This window comes from Enterococcus sp. MMGLQ5-1, from assembly GCF_013155265.1.
In the GTDB taxonomy this organism is placed as follows: Bacteria; Bacillota; Bacilli; order Lactobacillales; family Streptococcaceae; genus MMGLQ5-1.
On record NZ_JABJXU010000007.1, the window covers coordinates 81,953 to 100,425 of the forward strand.

Sequence of the window (18,473 nt, forward strand, 5' to 3'; positions counted from 1 at the left end):
ATTTTAAACGAAATCTGCTAGTGTATCTTGGCATGATTATTGCTTGTTTATCAATGAGTCCGTGTGTACTCAATTCATACTAATTTTTAAAAATTAGACAATTGAAAGCATTTTTGAAAAAAATTAGTTTTAAAAGGGAGCGTAAGAAATGGTCATGGACATCCAGTTAGCGAGAATTGATGATCGGTTAATTCACGGTCAGGTTGCAACTGCTTGGTCAAAATCAACAGGAATCGAACGTATCCTAGTTGTCAGCGATGAGGTTGCTAAAGATGATTTACAAAAATTTCTATTGAAGCAGGCAGCACCACCTAGTGTTAAATCACACGTTATCACTAAACAAAAGCTCATAGAGGTTTATCACGATCCACTTTTTGACCAAATGAAGGTCATGCTATTGTTCTCTATTCCTCAAGACGTACTTGAGATCGTTGATGCAGGTGTTGAATTAACATCTATAAATATCGGCGGCATGAGGTACTCAGGTGGCAAAAAAATGGTTACTAATTTTATTTCGGTTGATCAAGCCGATATTCAATGCTTCCTCCAGCTAGCAAGCTACGGCATCGAGCTGGAAACACGAAAGGTGCCCGCTGATCGCAAAAATGACTTAGTACAGCTTCTTCAAAAGGAGAAGATGATTTAGTTGCGCAGCAATTACAATTTTGGTTATTTGATAATCAAAATAATGTATTCGGTTACAGGTTTTAGTTTTCTAAAGCTTAATTATAATTTTTTATTGTCTGTAACAAAAAGAAAAAGGAGGTCTTACAATGGTAGGAATTATCATTGCAAGTCATGGCAATTTCGCAGATGGCATTAAACAGTCTGGTTCAATGATTTTCGGTGAGCAGGAAAAGGTTGAATCAGTCACATTTATGCCTAGTGAAGGTCCAGATGATTTGCAAGCAAAACTTCGTGCCGCTATCGAAAAGGTCGACACAGAAGAAATTCTTTTCCTCGTAGATTTATGGGGAGGCAGTCCGTTCAATCAGGCGAATATCCTGTTTGAAGCGGATACTGAAAAACGAGCAATTGTAGCTGGGTTAAATTTACCAATGCTAATTGAAGCTTATGCAAGTCGACTTTCAGCTCAAACTTCTCATGAGGTCGCAAAAGCAATTATTGGCACGGCAAAGGAAGGGGTTAAGGTTCGCCCTGAAGATTTAGAACCAGTTACTACTCAAGCGAACACTGGTAATGCCCCTAAAGGTAGCATTCCAGAGGGTACCGTTTTAGGTGATGGTCACATTAAATTTGTTTTAGCTCGAGTTGACTCTCGACTACTCCATGGTCAAGTTGCAACCGCTTGGACAAAGGAAGTTCGACCAGACCGTATTATTGTTGTTTCTGATGCCGTTGCTAAGGATGACTTACGTCGAAACTTGATTACCCAAGCAGCACCACCAGGTGTTAACGCTCACGTTATTCCATTAAAAAAGCTAGTTGAAATTTCTAAGGATCCTCGTTTTGGCGCTACTAAAGCAATGCTCTTATTTGAAAATCCCGAAGATGCATTAACAGTTGTTAAAGAGGGTGTTGATATCAAAGAAATTAACGTTGGTTCAATGGCGCATTCAACGGGGAAATTTATGGTTAATAACGTACTTTCTATGGATCAAAGAGATGTTGACGCATATAAAGAGCTGGCAAGCTCAGGAATTACCTTTGATGTTAGAAAAGTACCAAATGATTCTAAAAAGGATCTATTCTCATTAATCAAACAAACTCAAGGATTAAATGCTTAAGTCGGCATTTCTAAAAAGCCGAATACACTTTATATCAATCTAGCTTTTTCGGCTAGAAAAGGCTTCGCTGTGACTGCCAATGCTTTAAACTTCGTTTAAAGTTAATGAACATCGGCAATGCACTGCTCAGACGTTTTCTTAAAAAGCCGAATACACTTTATAATTTAGGAGGAAATCATGGATTTTAATATTTTATCAGTGATTCTGATCCTTATCGTTGCCTTCGTAGCCGGTATGGAAGGAATCCTAGACCAATTCCAATTCCACCAACCTATTATCGCTTGTTCCTTGGTAGGACTAGCAACAGGACATTTGAAAGAATGTATTATCTTAGGTGGTGCCTTGCAATTAATCGCAATGGGATGGGCGAATATCGGAGCGGCTGTTGCCCCTGATGCTGCACTTGCCTCAGTTGCTTCTGCAATTATTTTTGTTAAAGCTGGGGATTTTTCAGATGGTGGGCAAAAAGTGGCGATTGCTGCTGCTGTCACACTTGCAACAGTTGGTTTAGTATTAACAATGGTTGTTCGGACACTATCAGTAATCATCATTCACCAAGCTGATGCTGCTGCCGAAAAGGGGAGCTATCGCGGTGTTGAATTTTGGCACCTAGTTGCCCTTGCATGTCAAGGCTTGCGGATTGCCATTCCTGCTGGAATGCTACTTGCCGTACCAACTGAAACTGTACAAAATGCCTTAGGTGCTTTACCAGAATGGTTTACTTCAGGTATGGCCATCGGTGGTGGCTTTGTTGTTGCTGTAGGTTATGCAATGGTAATCAATATGATGGCAACCAAAGAGGTTTGGCCTTTCTTCTTCATTGGTTTTGCACTTGCTGCTGTTTCCGATTTAACCTTAATCGCAATGGGTACGCTTGGACTTTCTATTGCAATCGTTTATCTTAACCTTAGTAAAAATAAAGGTTCTGATAAGAGTGAAGCCTCTAATTCTGGTGATCCACTCGGCGATATTTTAGATGATTATTAAGAGGAGGAACTAGACATGGCTGATAAAAAAGTAACACTAACAAAAGCTGATCGCCGTAGTGTCATGCTTCGCTCTCAGTTCCTTCAAGGTTCATGGAACTACGAACGGATGCAAAACGGTGGCTGGGTCTATTCAATGATTCCAGCGCTCAAAAAACTTTATCCAGGTAAAGAAGAAGCGACTGCCGCCTTAAAGCGTCACCTAGAATTCTTCAATACTCACCCATACATTGCCGCACCGATTATGGGGGTAACATTAGCACTTGAAGAAGAGCGTGCAAATGGTGCACCAATTGATGATGCTGCCATCCAAGGAGTTAAGGTTGGGATGATGGGACCTTTGGCAGGTGTTGGTGATCCAGTATTCTGGTTCACAATTCGTCCGATTCTTGGTGCCATTGCTGCCTCATTAGCAACCAGTGGCTCAATCATTGCACCACTATTCTTCTTTATTGTTTGGAATGTGATTCGGATTGGCTTCCTATGGTTTACACAGGAATTCGGTTATAAGCAAGGCTCAGAAATTACCAAAGACCTTTCTGGCGGGCTCTTACAAACAGTTACAAAGGGCGCATCGATACTTGGGATGTTCGTAATGGGGGTATTAGTACCTCGTTGGACTTCAATTAATTTCCCTATTCAAATTTCAAAGGTTGAGCTTGCAGATGGCGCATATATTAATTTTCCTAAGGGCGAAATTTCAGGTAATAAGCTACAAGAAATATTAAGCCAACAAGCAGATGGTCTTGCATTAAGTAAAGATAAAATCACTACACTTCAAAATAACCTAGATCAATTAATTCCGGGCTTTGCGGCATTACTGCTAACTTTCTTATGTATGTGGTTACTTAAGAAAAAGGTTAATCCAATTATCATTATTTTCGGTTTATTTGCCGTTGGTATCGTTGGACACTATTTCAATATTTTATAAAAAAACCGATTAGGAGGCTGGGACAAATCGTCTCAGTCTTTCTTTTATGTTAGAATAAGTATGCATAGATTATTAGAATAGAGGTAAATTATGGCGATTTCACTTAATCAAAAGGTGCTCTTTACAACAAAAGCCAATTCCTTTAATAGCGGCATTGGTAATAAGCACGGCAATATTCTAATTGGTAATCGGGCATTTGAATTTTACAACGACCGAAATCCCGAAGACTTCATTCAAATTCCTTGGCAGGAAGTAACAAAGGTTCGAGCACAAATTTATTTTGGCAATCGTTATATTCGTGGTTTTTTTATTGATACAAGAGATGCTGGAACGTTTAATTTTGTCGTAAAGGATGCTGGAAAGGCTTTAAAAGCAATGCGAGATTTTATTGGCAGTGAAAAGCTTGTAAGAAATAAAGCGCCGATTAGTTTACAAAATCTTTTTAAACATAAAAAATAGTTATATTTAAATGATAATCAGCCGCAAAATTTGCATAATAGCTTATTTTTTGCTAGAATATTAAATGTTTTTGAAAAAAAGCATCATCATACAGCAAATTTTCAGCTTCAATGGAGGTTTTAACGTGGATTATCGTACCGATTGGCAAAAAGAAGCCCATAAGGCTGCCTTAAAGGAATTAGCCAAACGTGAAAAAAATACAAAATAAGCTAAGGCTGGGGTTGATATTCCAGCCTTGTTTTTGTCGCATTAAGTGACCAGCAATTTATTTTAAGGAGTCGAAACTTGATTAAGAATATTGTTTTTGATGTTGATGATACCCTTTATGAAATGGATCAGCCATTCTATACTGCCATTACCCAGCTGTTTCCAAAATTTCCAATAGAAAAATTGAGCAATGCCTATATCCGCTTTCGCTATTACAGTGACCTGACCTTTCCAAAGGTGGTTACTAAGGAGTGGACTTGGGACTATATGCGATTCTATCGATTAAATGAAACACTTAAAGATTATGGTCATAGCGCAATTGATGAACCAACAGCAATGGATTTTCAAGCAATTTATGAGCAGGCAATGGAAGCTATTACCTTACATCCTGCAATTTATCAAACACTCCAATACTTAACTCATGAAAAATATGAATTAGGTATTATTACAAATGGACCGACCGCTCATCAGCTAAAAAAGATTAAGAATTTAAGTGTCGGTCAATGGGTAAAAAATCGCATTGTAGTATCTCAGGAGGCTGGTTATTCTAAACCAGAGGTAGCAATTTTTAAAATTGCTGAAAAGCGCTTTAATTTTCTGCCAGAAGAAACACTCTATATTGGTGATAATTACGACAATGATATCGTTGGCGCAAACGACGCTGGCTGGCAGAGCATCTGGTTAAATCATCGCCATCGAAAGCTCCCCTCAGAAATTGTACCTAGGTATAATTATGCAACAGAAGCCTTTGAGGATTTATTAACAATCTTAAAAAAATTATAAAAATATCGCTTGAAATCCGTTTGATAAAACATAGATTTCAAGCGATTCTTTTTAATAATTAATTAAATAGCCGATATTCAACCTCAGTAATACTTTATATTTCAAACTGTCGGCCTGGTATCGCAAGCTCAACTGAAACTCCGCTCCCTGCAGCAGCCTTTGCCTCCTGTCGTAACTGCTCTAAATCACCATGCTGAGGCAAATGCGTCAGGACAAGCGACTTGGCATTTGCTAGCTTAGCTATTTTACCTGCTTCATAGCTTGTCAAATGAGCCTTATGATTTTCATTCCCCTTAAATAAATAGGTGTCCGCCAAAAATAAATCTGCGTCCTTAGCGAATGAATTAAAGGATTCTAAATAGCCTGAATCACCTGTAAATACAAAAACCTTCCCCGTCGCTTTTTCCTCAAAGCGCATCGCAAAGCACGGTACTGGATGAATCGTTCGCATAAAGGTCACATGCCATGGGCCGATATGCTTCTCATCTCCGACTTGATATGGTTTACCTGCTGAAACCCCTGATAATGTCAAATCATTAAAATGAAACTTATCCTCTTGATGTCCCCAAATTTTTAATATTTTACCATCCCACTCAGGATCATCCTTAGGCCATAGCTGCCGATAATACTGTAATACACCCAAATCAGCTATATGATCGTGATGATAATGGGATAAAATGACACTATCGACAAATAATGGACTGATAAAATGCTCAAGCTTTGAGACCGCCATTGAACCGCAATCAATTAGTAAATTATAGCCCTTTGCCTGCAATAAGTAACTTGTTGTACCCTCATCATGATGCGGATACGCACCTAAACAGCCTAAAATCGTTAATTTCACAGTCTACTTCCTTTCGTTTCATAATAACTGAAGTTCTGACAACAACTTCATTTTAAATAAAAATGATTATTATTTCAAATTTTAGATTTTTTGCTGTGCCTTAAAGCTATAATAATCAGAACGACCAATTATCAAATGATCAATCAGTTCAATACCAATAATTTGGCAGCTTTCTTTCATTTTTTGTGTGAATTTTTGGTCTGCATAACTCGGATTTACTATTCCAGAAGGATGATTATGGGCTAAAATAATTGCTGCCGCCATATATTTTACACTATAATGTAGTATTTCACGCGGATGGGCAATGGACTGATTTAAGGAACCAATAAAAATAGTTCGCCTCCGAATAATTTGATTTTTAGCATCTAAAAAAAAGGCAATCAAATGCTCCTGTTTTAATCTGCCTAACTCAGGCATTAATGTTTTTGCAAAGCTTTCACTGCCCAATACTTGATATGGCTTCGGATTAGCTGATTGATAAATTCTTTTCCCAAGTTCAACCATTGCTTTAATCTCAATTGCCTTCACTAAACCAATGCCTGATTGATTTAGTAAATCTTCAATGCTTGCTTCCTCAAACCTTGAGAGATTTTCATATTTTCCCAATAATTTGTCAGCTAATTGCGTTGCAGAGCTTTTTGAAGTCCCTGTTCGCAATAAAATTGCTAAAAGCTCAACATGTGATAATTGCTCTGGACCTAATAAGTAAAGCCGCTCTCTCGGTTTCATTGGTAAATGATTGCCTATAATTTGGTACAATGACTTTCCCCTTTTGCTACACACATTCAATTTAACAGCTAATATTTATTACGAAATAAACTGTAAAAAAGCATTTACAGAGCAAAATATTTTTTTTACCAGCTCAAAAAACTGAAGCAATACCTCAGATTTTAAATCAATTTATACATCCTTTAAAATAGATAATTAAGTAATTACAAAATCAGACTTCCAATATTAAGTAAAATAGCAGCAAATTAAAAAACCACCAAATATCGTATCGACGTTTAGTGGTCTATTTCAAGCTATTCCTTTTCTTCTTTTAGTTCAACAGAATTATTAATTATTTTTCTCTGACTAAAATTATCAACAATTTCAGGTACATCAATACCCATTGAATTTAAAATATCAAGCGAACGCTTCAAATTATCCTCTGAAATTCCTAGAATTTTATTTGCCCCATCACCACCGTAAAGATTAATTGAGTCAACCTTACCTAAGTTATCTGCTGTTGCACTGGCAATCTGTGGTAAGACATCTAAAATCATACTTAATTTACCAGCTTCATTTAATTTAGTCATCGCTTCGGCTTTCTTTTCAATCGCTTCAGCCTCGGCCAAGCCTTTGGCTTTCAATGCCTCTGCTTCAGACAGACCTTGAATTTTAATCGCTTCAGCATTCGCTTCGGCTTTAATTCGATTTGCCTCAGCCTCAGCCTTAGCGTGTAATTCAAGCTGCTTGGCACTTGCTTCAGCGAGTGCAACCTGAACTGCCTTATCCGCTAACGCTTTTTGCTCAGCGGCATAACGATCTGCATCTGCTTGCTTTCTCACAGTTGCATCATATTCACGCTCTTTACGAACAATTTCCTTTTCTTCAAGCTCAATATCTTTTTGACGCTGGATAATTTGAACCTGCATCTCTTCTTCTGTCGTTTGCTGTTTTGCCTTCGCCGATTGAATTGCATAGGCCTGGTCAGCATCCGCTTTTGCCACATCCTGTTCCTTTTTAAACTCGGCTAGGCGTAGCTCTTTATTTTTGGCAGATTCCGCAATCTCTGTTTGACGCTGGATTTCTGATTGCTGTGCTAATTGTTCCGCATCCGCACGCTTGATTCGCGTTTCCTTTGCCGCCTCAGCCTCTGCAATGTCAGCATCACGACGAACCTTCGCAATTTGTGGTCGTCCGAGTGAATCTAAATAGCCATTCGTATCTCTAATTTCTTTAACTGTAAACGAGACAATGGTGAGTCCCATTTTAGCCAAATCACTTGCAGCCATATCCTGAACTTTTTCTGAGAATTCATCACGATTTTGATACAAATCCTCAACCGTCATTGAACCGATAATCGCTCGAAGATGACCTTCTAATACTTCACGAGATTCAATTTCTAGATCAGCCCTTGGCTTACCTAAATACTGCTCAGCGGCAGTCGCAATCTCTTCAATCGATGAGCCTACCTTAACCATGACCGTACCATTTACAATAACTGGTACACCAGCCTTAGTATAGACCTCCTCAGTTGCAACCTCCAATTTGCTAGAGAGTAAGCTTAATTTTTTAGCCTGCTGCACAATTGGTAAAATGAAGGTACCACCACCACGTACAATTTTTACCTTATTACCATATTGGTCTGTATTCACATTACTCTTTCCAAGTAAGCTCCCTGAAACAATCAGTGCTTCATCTGGTAAGGCAGTGCGATAGCACCAGCGAATAAAACCAATCAAAACAATGAGTAAAACAATCACTAAGGCAACCGTGATCACCGTACTACCCAAATTTAATAATGTCTCCATAAAATATACTCCTTTTAATATGTTTAGTTGTTATTATTTATCATAACGAATTAGTAAAAAACTAGCAATTATTTAGTGGATAAAAAAATAACTTATTGTTTGTTTTTAACGACATAAGCAATACCATTTTTAACCTCTATGATTAAAACTTGCTCACCTTGTTTAATCGAATCATCAGGCTTACCTTGATAGATTTTCGCTGGCTTATTGGTTCTACCAAAACCAGTCCCATCAATCATTACCTCACCAAAGCTTGAACCATCTTTTATACCTAGTGTTAAAATACCAGTAACAAAGTCCTGCTCTGAATCAGTTTGCTTGCGATCCGTAAAAATATTATAAATCCACATAAACGGTGCTAAAATAATCATAAGGATATCTGGAATAAAAACACCAAAAATAACTAAAACGATAAGCCCTACTAAAATCCATTGTAATATTGTCATCATTTTCACCTCATCTACAATGTATATGCCTATCGTATCATAACTTTAGTCAATAATTTTAGTTTTATGGAAAAATCAGTCAAAGGATGGAGAATTCCAAATTTATTCATTAATAATCGGCTTGAATGTGCTAAAATCAAAATAATTAATTAAATCTAGGATTGAGAAGCATTTGCGTTTAGGATATCATTACTCTAAAACGTTTAATAGCTTTTCATCCATTTCATTCTAGGAGGCAAAATATGGCAGAAGTTGAAAGCTTTACATTAGATCATACAAAGGTATTGGCACCATACGTTCGTTTCATTACCGTCGAAAAAGGGCCTAAGGGAGACAAAATTAGTAACTTTGATGTTCGTTTAGTCCAACCAAATGTCCAAGAAATCCCAACCGCTGGCCTGCACACAATCGAACACTTAATAGCCGGTATATTAAGAGACCATCTTGATGGGGTCATTGACATTAGCCCCTTTGGCTGCCGGACTGGCTTTCATTTGATTGTCTGGGGCGAACCATCTGCACATTCAGTCGCGATTGCATTGAAAAAAACCTTCGAAACAATTATTAATGAAATCACTTGGGAGGATGTGCCTGCTACTGATATAAAGTCATGTGGCAACTATAAAGATCATTCCTTATTTTCTGCTAAGGAGTGGTTAAAATTAATTTTAGAAAAAGGAATCAGCGAGGACGCTTTTGAACGAAAAATTGTCTAGGGATGCTTTTTCTTCAAATTTCTGCTATAATAAATCGTAACGTAAATCGTAATGATTATGAATTTGAGGAGAGTGCGTATCATGACCTTATTTGAAGCATCAGTTGAGCAAGCAATGGAACAATTAAAAGCAAATGGCTATAAGTATACAACCAAAAGACAGCGTATTCTTAGCATTTTAGCTGAAAAAGGTCGATATGTTAGTGCCAAGGAGCTATTTAATAAGCTGAAAATAGACTTCAATGGCATAAGCTACGACACCATTTATCGAAATCTTGACACGCTAGTTTCGTTAAGCATTGTAGAAGCAACTGAATTTGGAAATGAAAAACGCTTCCTATTCCATCCTAAGCGTGTTCATCAAGCGCACCATCACCATTTTATCTGCACAATCTGTGGTAATACTAAAGAAATTGAGATTTGTCCAATTAGCGAAATGACTGCTGATCTTGATGATTGCGAAATTGAAGGTCATAAATTTGAAATATATGGCAAATGTCCAAAGTGTCTAAAAAAAATCAATAATTAAATCTAAATACAATTGATAGGGGTTGGGACAAAAGTCCTAACCCCTTTCGTAATATTTGTAAATTACGGGCTATCTCTCTCAAAACTGTTCAAATAGATATGCCATTCGGTCAGACAGAAAGCGCCTGACTGAATAAACGAATGACTCCTCTATTTTTCACAGTTTTAATCAGAGAGTAAGCATTTTGGTTTACGTTTTTTTAAGAAGCAATTTAGCACCTTTTTCTACGTCGACAAACATCTTTTGTCCCACCTCCTATCGACTGTATGCTTAAAAGGGCAAATCCTCCTGTTCTAATTCAATGTCAGCTTTAAACTGCTCATTACTCCTACCACGCATTGCTTTACTTTCTAGAAATGAAAATGAAGTACAGATAATTTCAGTCAGAAAATGACGCTTCCCATTTTGATCATCATAATTTCGACTGCGCATTTCACCCTCAATCGCCAGCAGGCTACCTTTACCCGCATAGCTAACCAAAGTTTCTGCTGGCTTTCCCCAAATGGAAAAGTCTAAGAAATCAGCCTGACGCTCACCCTCAGCATTTTTATATCGCCTTTCCACCGCCACTCTACAATGTGCAACATTTTTACCATTGGCAACTCGTCTTATTTCTGGATCCTTTGTTAATCTACCTGTTAATAATATACGATTAATCATTTAATTCCCCCCTACTAACTATTACGTAAAAATATTTAATAAATGACTAAAAAAAATGACTTTATTTGCACCATATAGTAAAATAAAATTTGCTAAGTAAAATATCATATTTTTCTAATCAAGCATGAAAGAGGTAAACATGAAAAAATTTATTAGGGATTGGTGGTCAGTCTTTGCTGTCCTTATCATAATGATCATTGCTCGTGTCTTTATTTTTGCACCAATCATTGTTGATGGACATTCTATGGATCCAACCTTAGAAGATGGCGAACGTATGATTATTATTAAAACAACTAAAATCAGTCGATTTGATATGGTCGTCAGTAATGAAATTACCGAAGCTGCTGATGGACAAAAAAGTAATAAAATGATTATCAAGCGAGTCATTGGTATGCCGGGTGATACCATTGAATATCAAAACGATGTCCTTTATGTTAACGGTAAAAAAACAGATGAACCCTATTTAAAAGAATATCAAGCACTTTTCAAAAAAGATCGACTTCAAAAAACCTATAGCTATAATGAATATTTTCAACAATTAGCTGAAAATTCTAGCGCCTTTACAACAGACTCAACTGGCAACGCCAACTTCAAAGTTGAAGTACCTGAAGGACAATACTATTTAATGGGAGATGATCGAATTGTCTCTAAGGATAGTCGAATGATTGGTACGGTTTCAAAATCTTCTATTACTGGTGAACCAAAGGTCGCATTTTGGCCACTCAATAAATTAAGAATTATTTTTAATTAAAAAAACAGCACATCTTATTCACTTCAAGCTCAGCTCTAACTTTTGAGATTGATTTAAATAGGATGTGTTGCTTTTTATTATTTTTCTATAAAGCTATACGGTGTTAAGCCCTCTAAACCAATGCTTGGGGGAATTTGACCATTATTAATACGTTCCACCGTTAAAATATAATCTTCAAATGAATTATTGGCTGCTGCTACTTCATTACTGGCATTCGATACTTCACTTATTTTATTTGTACCAAAATAAGCTAGTAGATTTGTTTTTCTTGTATTACCTTGGTGATGAATTGCTTGTTCAAAGGCAGTGACTTCTCCAATTAAAATCAATTTAGAACGACTTCTCGTAATCGCTGTATAAAGTAAATTCCTTTGGAGCATCCGATGATAAGCACTTACAAGTGGTAGCACAATTAGTTCAAATTCCGAGCCTTGAGCCTTATGAATACTCATCGCATAGCTTAGCGTGATTTTATGCCATTGGTTGCGCGGATAAATAACTTCATTGCCATCAAAATCCAAAACCAATTCATCCATTTTACTTTCTGCATGCTTAGCAGGAATTATACTTGAAATATAGCCAATATCACCATTAAAAACATTCTGCTCAGGCTCATTAACTAGATGCAATATTTTATCATTTCGACGAAAGCTCAGATCATTAAAAGCGACTTCCAGCATCCCCTCCTGCAAGGGATTAAAAATATTTTGTACCGCTTGATTTAAACGATTAATGCCAGCATTACCACGATACATTGGTGCTAATATTTGTATTTCATTAATCGAAATCCCTTTAGCCTTGGCTTTGATTAATATTTTTTCAATTAAAGGAACCACCATTTGACTATTCGCAGAGAAAAAGGATTTGTCCGCCTGATTTGCTGTAAAATCACTAGGTAATTCACCGTTTTTTATTGAATGCGCCAAGCTAATAACACTTGAGTTGGCACCTTGACGATAAATCTGTTCTAGTTCTATTTTGGGAATTTCAGATATTTGTAATAAATCCGCAAAAACTTGACCTGGTCCAACAGAAGGTAGCTGATCCTTATCACCGACAAAAATAATTTGTATATTTTGTGGAATTGCTTGAAAAAGTTGATTGGCGAGCCAAGTATCAACCATTGAAAATTCATCGACAATCAATAAATCACCTGACAAGTCATTAGTCTCTGCCTCATTATCATCATCAGCTGTTAAGCCCAGCTTTCGATGGATGGTACTAGCGGGTAAACCAGTTGTTTCATTCATCCGTTTGGCAGCACGCCCAGTAGGCGCAGCAAGTAAAAATGGATAAACCTGATCATGATAGTCGCTTTCTAACAAAGAAAGATTATTTAATTGTGCGAAAACTTGAAGAATACCGTTAATAATCGTTGTCTTACCCGTTCCTGGACCACCAGTCAGAATAAAAAAAGGTGATTGAATCGCTTCAGTAATCGCCTTACGCTGCATTGAGCCATAGGTAATTTTATTAGATTTCTCAACTTTAGCGATCGCAGCTTCGATTGATTGATCATCGTATTGAATATGCACCTTCCGCTTTAAAAGGCGTTTAATTTCTGTGACAATGCCACTTTCAGCAAAAAAAAGTGAATTTTCAAAAATTTTAGTCCCATCCTGCTGGACTTTTCCCTCTTCGACCAGCTCTAACAATGCCTGAGCAACTTTTTTGGGTTCTATTGGGTAAGGGCGTGATTCTTCTAAGGTTGTAACAGCAAGCACTAATAAATCCTTAGCTTCAATATATGTATCACCTGTTGTAACCGCAGATTGTAACACCTCATGAATGACAGCGGCTCTAAAGCGCTCATTAGCATTGTGATCAATGCCAAGCTGCTCAGCGATGTTATCCGCCCGCTTAAAGCCAATCCCCTTGATTGTTTCAACAAGCTGATAGGGATTTTCTTCAATAATCTGAATTGCTTCATCTTTATACAATTGATAAATTTGAAAATTAAGGTGATTACCCAAACCGTATTTTGCCAACCCTAAGAGGGCTTTTTCCATACCATAATTCGCCCTTAAACTATTCAAGATCGTTTCACGCTTTGTCTGATTTAAGCCAGCAATTTCATTAAGCCGATTAGGATGCGCTAAAATTTCATCAATAGCATCCTCTCCAAAAATTTCAATGATACGAGTCGCTGTTTTCAAGCCAATCCCCGGAAATTTATCACTCGAAAGATATTTAATCAAGCCTTCCTCCGAGGCGGGTGACACCTTCTCATAAGCGGTTAGCTGCAGCTGCTCACCATATTTCGGATGCTGCTTAAGAAAACCATTAAAGCGATAGCTTTCTCCCTCAGTAATATCACCAATTGTACCGGTTACCACAATTTCAGTGTCATCATACTCTGAATCAGTTTCTTCAACACTAACTAAAATAACCTTATAAAAATTTGCTGAATTTTGAAAAAAAATAGCCTCAACTGTGCCGACAATATAAACATCATTCATTTAAATAATATCCTTTGTTGATTGGCTCTGCTGCTTAAGAAAATGATCATCATTCCATCGCTTTAATTCAAATGGTAATTCAGGCTTAGTAGCAGTCAATATTGAGAGTGTGTTGTTATTTAAGCCACCGCGTGCTCTTAATTGACTCAAAGAAGCGCCCGTCAAATAATTAATAGTTGCGGTCAGGGCCGCGCCATGCGAAACAAACAAAATGTTTCCTTTAGTTTCAAGCATCGCAGTCTGAACTGTGCGTGACATTCGATCAAGCACCTGAGTAACGGTTTCACCACGAAAAGCCGATGGGTCAAATTTGGATAAGTCTTCTCTAAAAAAACGCATTTCATTAGGAAATTCAGATTTAGCTTGTTCAATTAAAACGCCTTCTAAATCTCCTAGACCCCATTCTCGCAAGCCCTCACTTAAAATAATCGGGCATTCATCAGTTCTTTTGTGATTGATTATTTCTGCTGTCCGTCGCGCACGAAGGCTAGGTGAGGTATAAATGCGCTTGAAATTAAACTGCTTTAAGTAAGCACCAAGTCGTTCGATTTCTTGCAGGCTTTCAGGTAGTAAAGGAGAATCGCCAGTTTTACCCTGTAGCCTTTTTTCAAGATTCCATTCTGTTTTGCCATGCCTAGTAAAAAATAGTTCCATATTCGCCTCAATCTATTTTATCATTCGTATAATGATGCGTTAATTCTAAATTCGGGAAGCCTTGTTGGCGCAATGCCTCATAAATAATTAAAGCCGCCGTATTAGATAAATTTAAACTACGTACGTGTTGGTCATTCATTGGAATACGAATTGCTTTTTCTGCATTATCTCGCATAAAAGCTTCTGGTAGCCCTGTCGTTTCTTTACCAAAGATAAAATAATGGTCGCCCTTTTCTTGATAATCAGCTTCTGAATAGATCTTATTAGCAAATTTTGAAACTAGGTAAAGGTGAGCCTCATCATCTAAAATACTCAAGAAGCTATTCAAATCCGCATGATAACAAATATCAACCTCATGCCAATAATCTAGTCCTGCACGTTTTAGATATTTGTCATCTGTTGAAAAACCTAACGGCTCAATTAAATGTAGCGGCGTATTCGTCGCCGCACAGGTTCGGGCGATATTTCCAGTATTTTGGGGAATTAATGGTTCAAATAAAACAATGTGATTCATCTTTTCCTTCTTCTTTTTATATATTTTTTTAGTATCGTTCTTCAATTAAGTCTATTTTACATGGGTTTGATGTAAAAAAAAAGCCAAAACGCTCGGAGTCAATCTCTGCAAGCATTCTAGCTAGTGACAGAAGTTCACTAACTTTTATCAAAACAGGAACTGATAAAAACAAGTGAAATTCAATAACAGAATATTAACATATTTTAAGCTTTAGTACAATCATTTTTTAAAAATTATTTTAAAATAATGTAAGAAAGCTTCTAAAATATAAATAAGCAGCCTATTATAATGCATAACTGTTTTAATATTGCGGATTTATTAATACAATAGTTTTTACAAATGTTATACTATTACTGAGGTGAGTGGAGTGATACAGTATCCAAATGGCATAAAGCGAGAAATAAGCAGTCATCAGCTGGCGAAAAAAACAAATTTTGCAAATCGAGGTATGAGTTTCGAGAACGCAATTAACGATAGTAACGATTACTATCTTTCACGACGAATTGCTGTAATTCACAAAAAACCAACCCCAGTTCAGGTTGTCAAGGTTGACTATCCTAAGAGAAGTCGCGCAAAAATAACAGAGGCTTATTATCGACATGCATCGACTACTGATTATTCTGGCGTTTACCAAGGTTACTATATTGATTTTGAAGCAAAGGAAACCAAGCAAAAAAAATCCTTTCCGCTTAAAAATTTTCACCCACACCAAATTGAACATATGGCAAGGGTGATAGAGCAGGATGGTATCTGTTTTGTTCTATTATATTTTGCAAGCTTGGATGATTGCTATCTACTGGAAGCAAAGCATTTAATTCCTTATTTTAATTCAAATCAGGAAACCAGAAAATCTATCCCACTAAGCTTTATTATTGAATTTGGCTTTCAAATTCAATTTGAAATCAATCCTAGGATTCCTTTTTTAAAGGTTGTCGATGGATTAATTAAAGGAGGAAAAGAAAATAGCTAAATCGAGCCAATTAAAACAGATGAGAGAGCAACACAAAAAGAAAAAAAGTGGTATTATCATTAAAATTTTGGCAATTTTCTCTTCTCTTGTCGTTCTTAGTCTTATTGCTGGCGGTTGTCTTTTTTTCTACTATGCTAAAGATGCACCAAAGCTGTCTGAAGCAAAATTAAGTAGTACTGCTTCAAGTACCTTTTATGATAAAAATAATGAATTATTCGCTGATTTAGGCTCTGAAAACCGAGAATTAGTTACACCACAGGAAATTCCACAAACCTTGGTCGATGCAATTGTATCTGTCGAGGATAAACGCTTTTACAAGCATATCGGAATTGATCCAATCCGAATTGTCGGCTCTGTTATTCACAATCTAACCCATTCAAGCACGCAGGGTGGTAGTACACTAACACAGCAATTAATCAAGCTTTCCTATTTTACAACTAACACAAGTGATCAGACTCTAAAGCGAAAAGCACAGGAGGCTTGGTTGGCCATACAGCTAGAAAGACGCAACAGTAAGGTTGAAATTCTAAGCTATTATATTAACAAAGTGTATATGGGCAATCGCTTTTATGGCATGCAAACAGCTGCTAAAAATTATTACGGAAAAGAGTTAACACAGCTTAGTCTCCCTCAGCTTGCGTTGCTCGCTGGCATTCCACAGGCCCCCAGCCAGTATGATCCATATACGCAACCAGAGGAAGCAAAAAAACGGCGTGATACTGTTTTATTAACAATGTACGAAAACGATAAAATTTCAAAAGCAGAGTATCAGGCTGCTTTAAATACACCAATCAATGACGGGCTAGTCAGCTTTTCTCAGGATAACTCTAAGCAAAAAATTGTTGATAACTATCTCAAGCAAGTCATAGAGGAGGTTGAGGAAAAAACTGGTAAAGATGTTGAAACTTCTGGAATGAAAATCTATACAAACTTAGATATGGATGCTCAAACACAGCTTTATCAAATTGCTAATACAACTGACTATGTTGCTTGGCCAAATGATGATATGCAGGTCGCTTCGACTGTTGTTGATGTAAATACCGGTAAGGTCGTTGCCCAGATTGGTGCTAGAAAGGTGCCTGAAAATACAACCTTCGGTAATAATCAAGCAGTTTTGACGGATCGTGATTTTGGCTCTACGATGAAGCCTTTAGTCGATTATGGACCTGCCTTTGATTCTGGAACGTATACCTCTACTGGTCAAATTGTTAGTGATTCACTTGCCTATTATCCAAATACTAATACTCAAATTTATAATTGGGATTTAAAATATATGGGTAATATGACTGTCCGAAATGCACTTGTCCTATCCAGAAATGTGCCGGCAATCAAAACCCTAGAAGCTGTCGGGTTGGATGTCAGCAAAAGCTATTTGGATAAGCTAAATCTTAATTTCCCAGAATTAGTCTATGCCAACGCAATTTCATCTAGTAATAGTGCACCTGCCGCAGATCAGACCTATGGGGCGTCTTCATTAAAAATGGCTGCTGCCTATGCGACGTTCTCTAACGGCGGGACTTATTATCAACCATACTATGTCAATAAGGTGACCTATAGTGATGGCACTTCTCAAGACTTTAGTTCAACTGGAAACCGAGTTTTTAAAGAAACTACAGCCTATATCATTACAGATATTCTCAAGGATGTTATTTCTCAAGGTATGAATACAGGTACTAACGCACAAATTTCTGGTTTAGAGCAGGCTGGGAAAACGGGAACTTCTAACTATACAGAAGAGGAACTAGCAGCAATGGGGTATTCGGGCAGTGAATCAATTGTTCCTGACGAAACTTTTGTCGGTTATTCTCGCACCTACGCTGTTTCTGTCTGGACCGGCTATCAAAATAAATTAACACCACTGTATACTGATGATTTAATATTAGCCAGTGATGTCTATCGCGAGATGATGACATATCTATCAGCTAATGATGATGGTGGTGACTGGGAAATGCCCAATGGTATATCCAAACGAGGCAATGAGCTTTATCTCAATATTAATGCCGTCAATCAAACATCAACTGACGGTACGACTTATACCGTAAAAAGTGGTGAGGGTATTGCTCAAATTAGTCAAAATACTGGTGTATCAATTGATAAACTACTAGAATTAAATGGCTTTAGCTCACAAAGTGAATGGTACGCCACACCGGGTCAAAAAATTAAAATTAAATAAAAAAATAGCAGCACGTTTTGTGCTGCTTTTTGCCATTGCCGCTTACCTCCCTCAAATTATACTATAAAAAATAGTCCAAAATATTTACCGTTTCAATTTATTGTAGAGTCAAAGAATAGAGGTGGGAC

At 37.2% G+C, this 18,473-nt stretch carries 19 protein-coding genes; 11 read left to right on the plus strand and 8 right to left on the minus strand.

The window, feature by feature from the left end:
* Positions 1 to 154: 154 nt before the first annotated feature.
* The 6 genes from HOY35_RS08480 to HOY35_RS08505 all read left to right on the plus strand — a co-directional run bounded on the left by HOY35_RS08480 (position 155) and on the right by HOY35_RS08505 (position 5,114).
* Positions 155 to 646 carry a mannose/fructose/sorbose PTS transporter subunit IIB gene (locus HOY35_RS08480; RefSeq protein ID WP_213173267.1) on the plus strand — a complete coding sequence of 164 codons (492 nt, stop codon included), beginning with the start codon at positions 155 to 157 and terminating at the stop codon, positions 644 to 646.
* A 127-nt stretch (positions 647 to 773) separates the two neighbouring features.
* Positions 774 to 1,748, plus strand: a complete 975-nt coding sequence (locus HOY35_RS08485; RefSeq protein WP_172212350.1) for a mannose/fructose/sorbose PTS transporter subunit IIA — start codon at positions 774 to 776, stop codon at positions 1,746 to 1,748.
* Positions 1,749 to 1,925: 177 nt separating this feature from the next.
* Positions 1,926 to 2,735 (plus strand): PTS mannose/fructose/sorbose transporter subunit IIC, encoded by an 810-nt coding sequence (locus tag HOY35_RS08490; protein WP_172212352.1) that lies wholly within the window; start codon positions 1,926 to 1,928, stop codon positions 2,733 to 2,735.
* A gap of 15 nt (positions 2,736 to 2,750) precedes the next feature.
* A complete protein-coding gene (locus HOY35_RS08495; protein ID WP_172212354.1) occupies positions 2,751 to 3,665 on the plus strand; it encodes a PTS system mannose/fructose/sorbose family transporter subunit IID in 915 nt (304 codons plus the stop codon).
* Positions 3,666 to 3,755: 90 nt separating this feature from the next.
* Positions 3,756 to 4,124 (plus strand): DUF956 family protein, encoded by a 369-nt coding sequence (locus HOY35_RS08500; RefSeq protein WP_172212356.1) that lies wholly within the window; start codon positions 3,756 to 3,758, stop codon positions 4,122 to 4,124.
* Positions 4,125 to 4,409: 285 nt separating this feature from the next.
* A complete protein-coding gene (locus tag HOY35_RS08505) occupies positions 4,410 to 5,114 on the plus strand; it encodes an HAD family hydrolase (protein WP_172212358.1) in 705 nt (234 codons plus the stop codon).
* Positions 5,115 to 5,208: 94 nt separating this feature from the next.
* Here HOY35_RS08505 and HOY35_RS08510 read toward each other — a convergent pair whose 3' ends face one another.
* The 4 genes from HOY35_RS08510 to HOY35_RS08525 form a co-directional block, all read right to left on the minus strand.
* Positions 5,209 to 5,958: an MBL fold metallo-hydrolase gene (locus tag HOY35_RS08510; protein ID WP_172212360.1), complete on the minus strand. Its 750-nt coding sequence runs from the start codon at positions 5,956 to 5,958 to the stop codon at positions 5,209 to 5,211.
* 81 nt (positions 5,959 to 6,039) lie between these two features.
* Positions 6,040 to 6,687: a DNA repair protein RadC gene (gene radC, locus HOY35_RS08515; RefSeq protein ID WP_172212553.1), complete on the minus strand. Its 648-nt coding sequence runs from the start codon at positions 6,685 to 6,687 to the stop codon at positions 6,040 to 6,042.
* Between the two features lie 293 nt (positions 6,688 to 6,980).
* Positions 6,981 to 8,474, minus strand: coding sequence for an SPFH domain-containing protein (locus HOY35_RS08520; protein ID WP_172212362.1), 1,494 nt, complete (start codon positions 8,472 to 8,474; stop codon positions 6,981 to 6,983).
* A 92-nt stretch (positions 8,475 to 8,566) separates the two neighbouring features.
* A complete protein-coding gene (locus HOY35_RS08525) occupies positions 8,567 to 8,923 on the minus strand; it encodes a hypothetical protein (protein ID WP_172212364.1) in 357 nt (118 codons plus the stop codon).
* Between the two features lie 239 nt (positions 8,924 to 9,162).
* On the opposite strand from HOY35_RS08525, the gene HOY35_RS08530 reads away from it, so the two are divergent.
* Positions 9,163 to 9,636, plus strand: coding sequence for an S-ribosylhomocysteine lyase (locus tag HOY35_RS08530; RefSeq protein ID WP_172212366.1), 474 nt, complete (start codon positions 9,163 to 9,165; stop codon positions 9,634 to 9,636).
* Positions 9,637 to 9,717: 81 nt separating this feature from the next.
* Positions 9,718 to 10,164 (plus strand): Fur family transcriptional regulator, encoded by a 447-nt coding sequence (locus HOY35_RS08535; RefSeq protein ID WP_172212368.1) that lies wholly within the window; start codon positions 9,718 to 9,720, stop codon positions 10,162 to 10,164.
* Positions 10,165 to 10,434: 270 nt separating this feature from the next.
* Here the strand turns inward: HOY35_RS08535 and ssb are convergent, their stop codons facing one another.
* Positions 10,435 to 10,824: a single-stranded DNA-binding protein gene (gene ssb / locus HOY35_RS08540; RefSeq protein WP_172212370.1), complete on the minus strand. Its 390-nt coding sequence runs from the start codon at positions 10,822 to 10,824 to the stop codon at positions 10,435 to 10,437.
* A gap of 139 nt (positions 10,825 to 10,963) precedes the next feature.
* On the opposite strand from ssb, the gene lepB reads away from it, so the two are divergent.
* Entirely contained in the window at positions 10,964 to 11,575 is a 612-nt protein-coding gene (gene lepB / locus HOY35_RS08545; RefSeq protein WP_172212372.1) for a signal peptidase I, read from the plus strand.
* Positions 11,576 to 11,652: 77 nt separating this feature from the next.
* Here the strand turns inward: lepB and HOY35_RS08550 are convergent, their stop codons facing one another.
* The 3 genes from HOY35_RS08550 to trmL are packed head-to-tail and all read right to left on the minus strand — an operon-like array spanning position 11,653 to position 15,202.
* On the minus strand, positions 11,653 to 14,034 hold the full coding sequence (locus tag HOY35_RS08550; RefSeq protein ID WP_172212374.1) for an ATP-dependent RecD-like DNA helicase: 2,382 nt from the start codon (positions 14,032 to 14,034) through the stop codon (positions 11,653 to 11,655).
* The gene (locus HOY35_RS08555) at positions 14,035 to 14,688 is read right to left on the minus strand and encodes a histidine phosphatase family protein (protein ID WP_172212376.1); all 654 of its coding nucleotides are present in this window, start codon (positions 14,686 to 14,688) and stop codon (positions 14,035 to 14,037) included.
* A gap of 7 nt (positions 14,689 to 14,695) precedes the next feature.
* Complete coding sequence (trmL, locus tag HOY35_RS08560; RefSeq protein WP_172212378.1) at positions 14,696 to 15,202, minus strand: tRNA (uridine(34)/cytosine(34)/5-carboxymethylaminomethyluridine(34)-2'-O)-methyltransferase TrmL; 507 nt, start codon at positions 15,200 to 15,202, stop codon at positions 14,696 to 14,698.
* A gap of 367 nt (positions 15,203 to 15,569) precedes the next feature.
* On the opposite strand from trmL, the gene recU reads away from it, so the two are divergent.
* Together recU and HOY35_RS08570 are read left to right on the plus strand one after the other, a co-directional pair.
* Positions 15,570 to 16,172, plus strand: a complete 603-nt coding sequence (gene recU, locus HOY35_RS08565) for a Holliday junction resolvase RecU (protein ID WP_172212380.1) — start codon at positions 15,570 to 15,572, stop codon at positions 16,170 to 16,172.
* A gap of 19 nt (positions 16,173 to 16,191) precedes the next feature.
* Complete coding sequence (locus HOY35_RS08570; protein ID WP_172212399.1) at positions 16,192 to 18,345, plus strand: PBP1A family penicillin-binding protein; 2,154 nt, start codon at positions 16,192 to 16,194, stop codon at positions 18,343 to 18,345.
* The last annotated feature ends 128 nt before the right edge of the window (positions 18,346 to 18,473 follow it).

Coding starts and splice junctions, on each gene's coding strand:
- HOY35_RS08480 (WP_213173267.1), top strand. CDS start 155: ATGGACATCCAGTTAGCGAGAATTGATGATCGGTTAATTCACGGTCAG.
- HOY35_RS08485 (WP_172212350.1), top strand. CDS start 774: ATGGTAGGAATTATCATTGCAAGTCATGGCAATTTCGCAGATGGCATT.
- HOY35_RS08490 (WP_172212352.1), top strand. CDS start 1,926: ATGGATTTTAATATTTTATCAGTGATTCTGATCCTTATCGTTGCCTTC.
- HOY35_RS08495 (WP_172212354.1), top strand. CDS start 2,751: ATGGCTGATAAAAAAGTAACACTAACAAAAGCTGATCGCCGTAGTGTC.
- HOY35_RS08500 (WP_172212356.1), top strand. CDS start 3,756: ATGGCGATTTCACTTAATCAAAAGGTGCTCTTTACAACAAAAGCCAAT.
- radC (WP_172212553.1), bottom strand. CDS start 6,687: ATGAAACCGAGAGAGCGGCTTTACTTATTAGGTCCAGAGCAATTATCA.
- HOY35_RS08520 (WP_172212362.1), bottom strand. CDS start 8,474: ATGGAGACATTATTAAATTTGGGTAGTACGGTGATCACGGTTGCCTTA.
- HOY35_RS08525 (WP_172212364.1), bottom strand. CDS start 8,923: ATGATGACAATATTACAATGGATTTTAGTAGGGCTTATCGTTTTAGTT.
- HOY35_RS08530 (WP_172212366.1), top strand. CDS start 9,163: ATGGCAGAAGTTGAAAGCTTTACATTAGATCATACAAAGGTATTGGCA.
- HOY35_RS08535 (WP_172212368.1), top strand. CDS start 9,718: ATGACCTTATTTGAAGCATCAGTTGAGCAAGCAATGGAACAATTAAAA.
- ssb (WP_172212370.1), bottom strand. CDS start 10,824: ATGATTAATCGTATATTATTAACAGGTAGATTAACAAAGGATCCAGAA.
- lepB (WP_172212372.1), top strand. CDS start 10,964: ATGAAAAAATTTATTAGGGATTGGTGGTCAGTCTTTGCTGTCCTTATC.
- HOY35_RS08550 (WP_172212374.1), bottom strand. CDS start 14,034: ATGAATGATGTTTATATTGTCGGCACAGTTGAGGCTATTTTTTTTCAA.
- HOY35_RS08555 (WP_172212376.1), bottom strand. CDS start 14,688: ATGGAACTATTTTTTACTAGGCATGGCAAAACAGAATGGAATCTTGAA.
- trmL (WP_172212378.1), bottom strand. CDS start 15,202: ATGAATCACATTGTTTTATTTGAACCATTAATTCCCCAAAATACTGGA.
- HOY35_RS08570 (WP_172212399.1), top strand. CDS start 16,192: ATGAGAGAGCAACACAAAAAGAAAAAAAGTGGTATTATCATTAAAATT.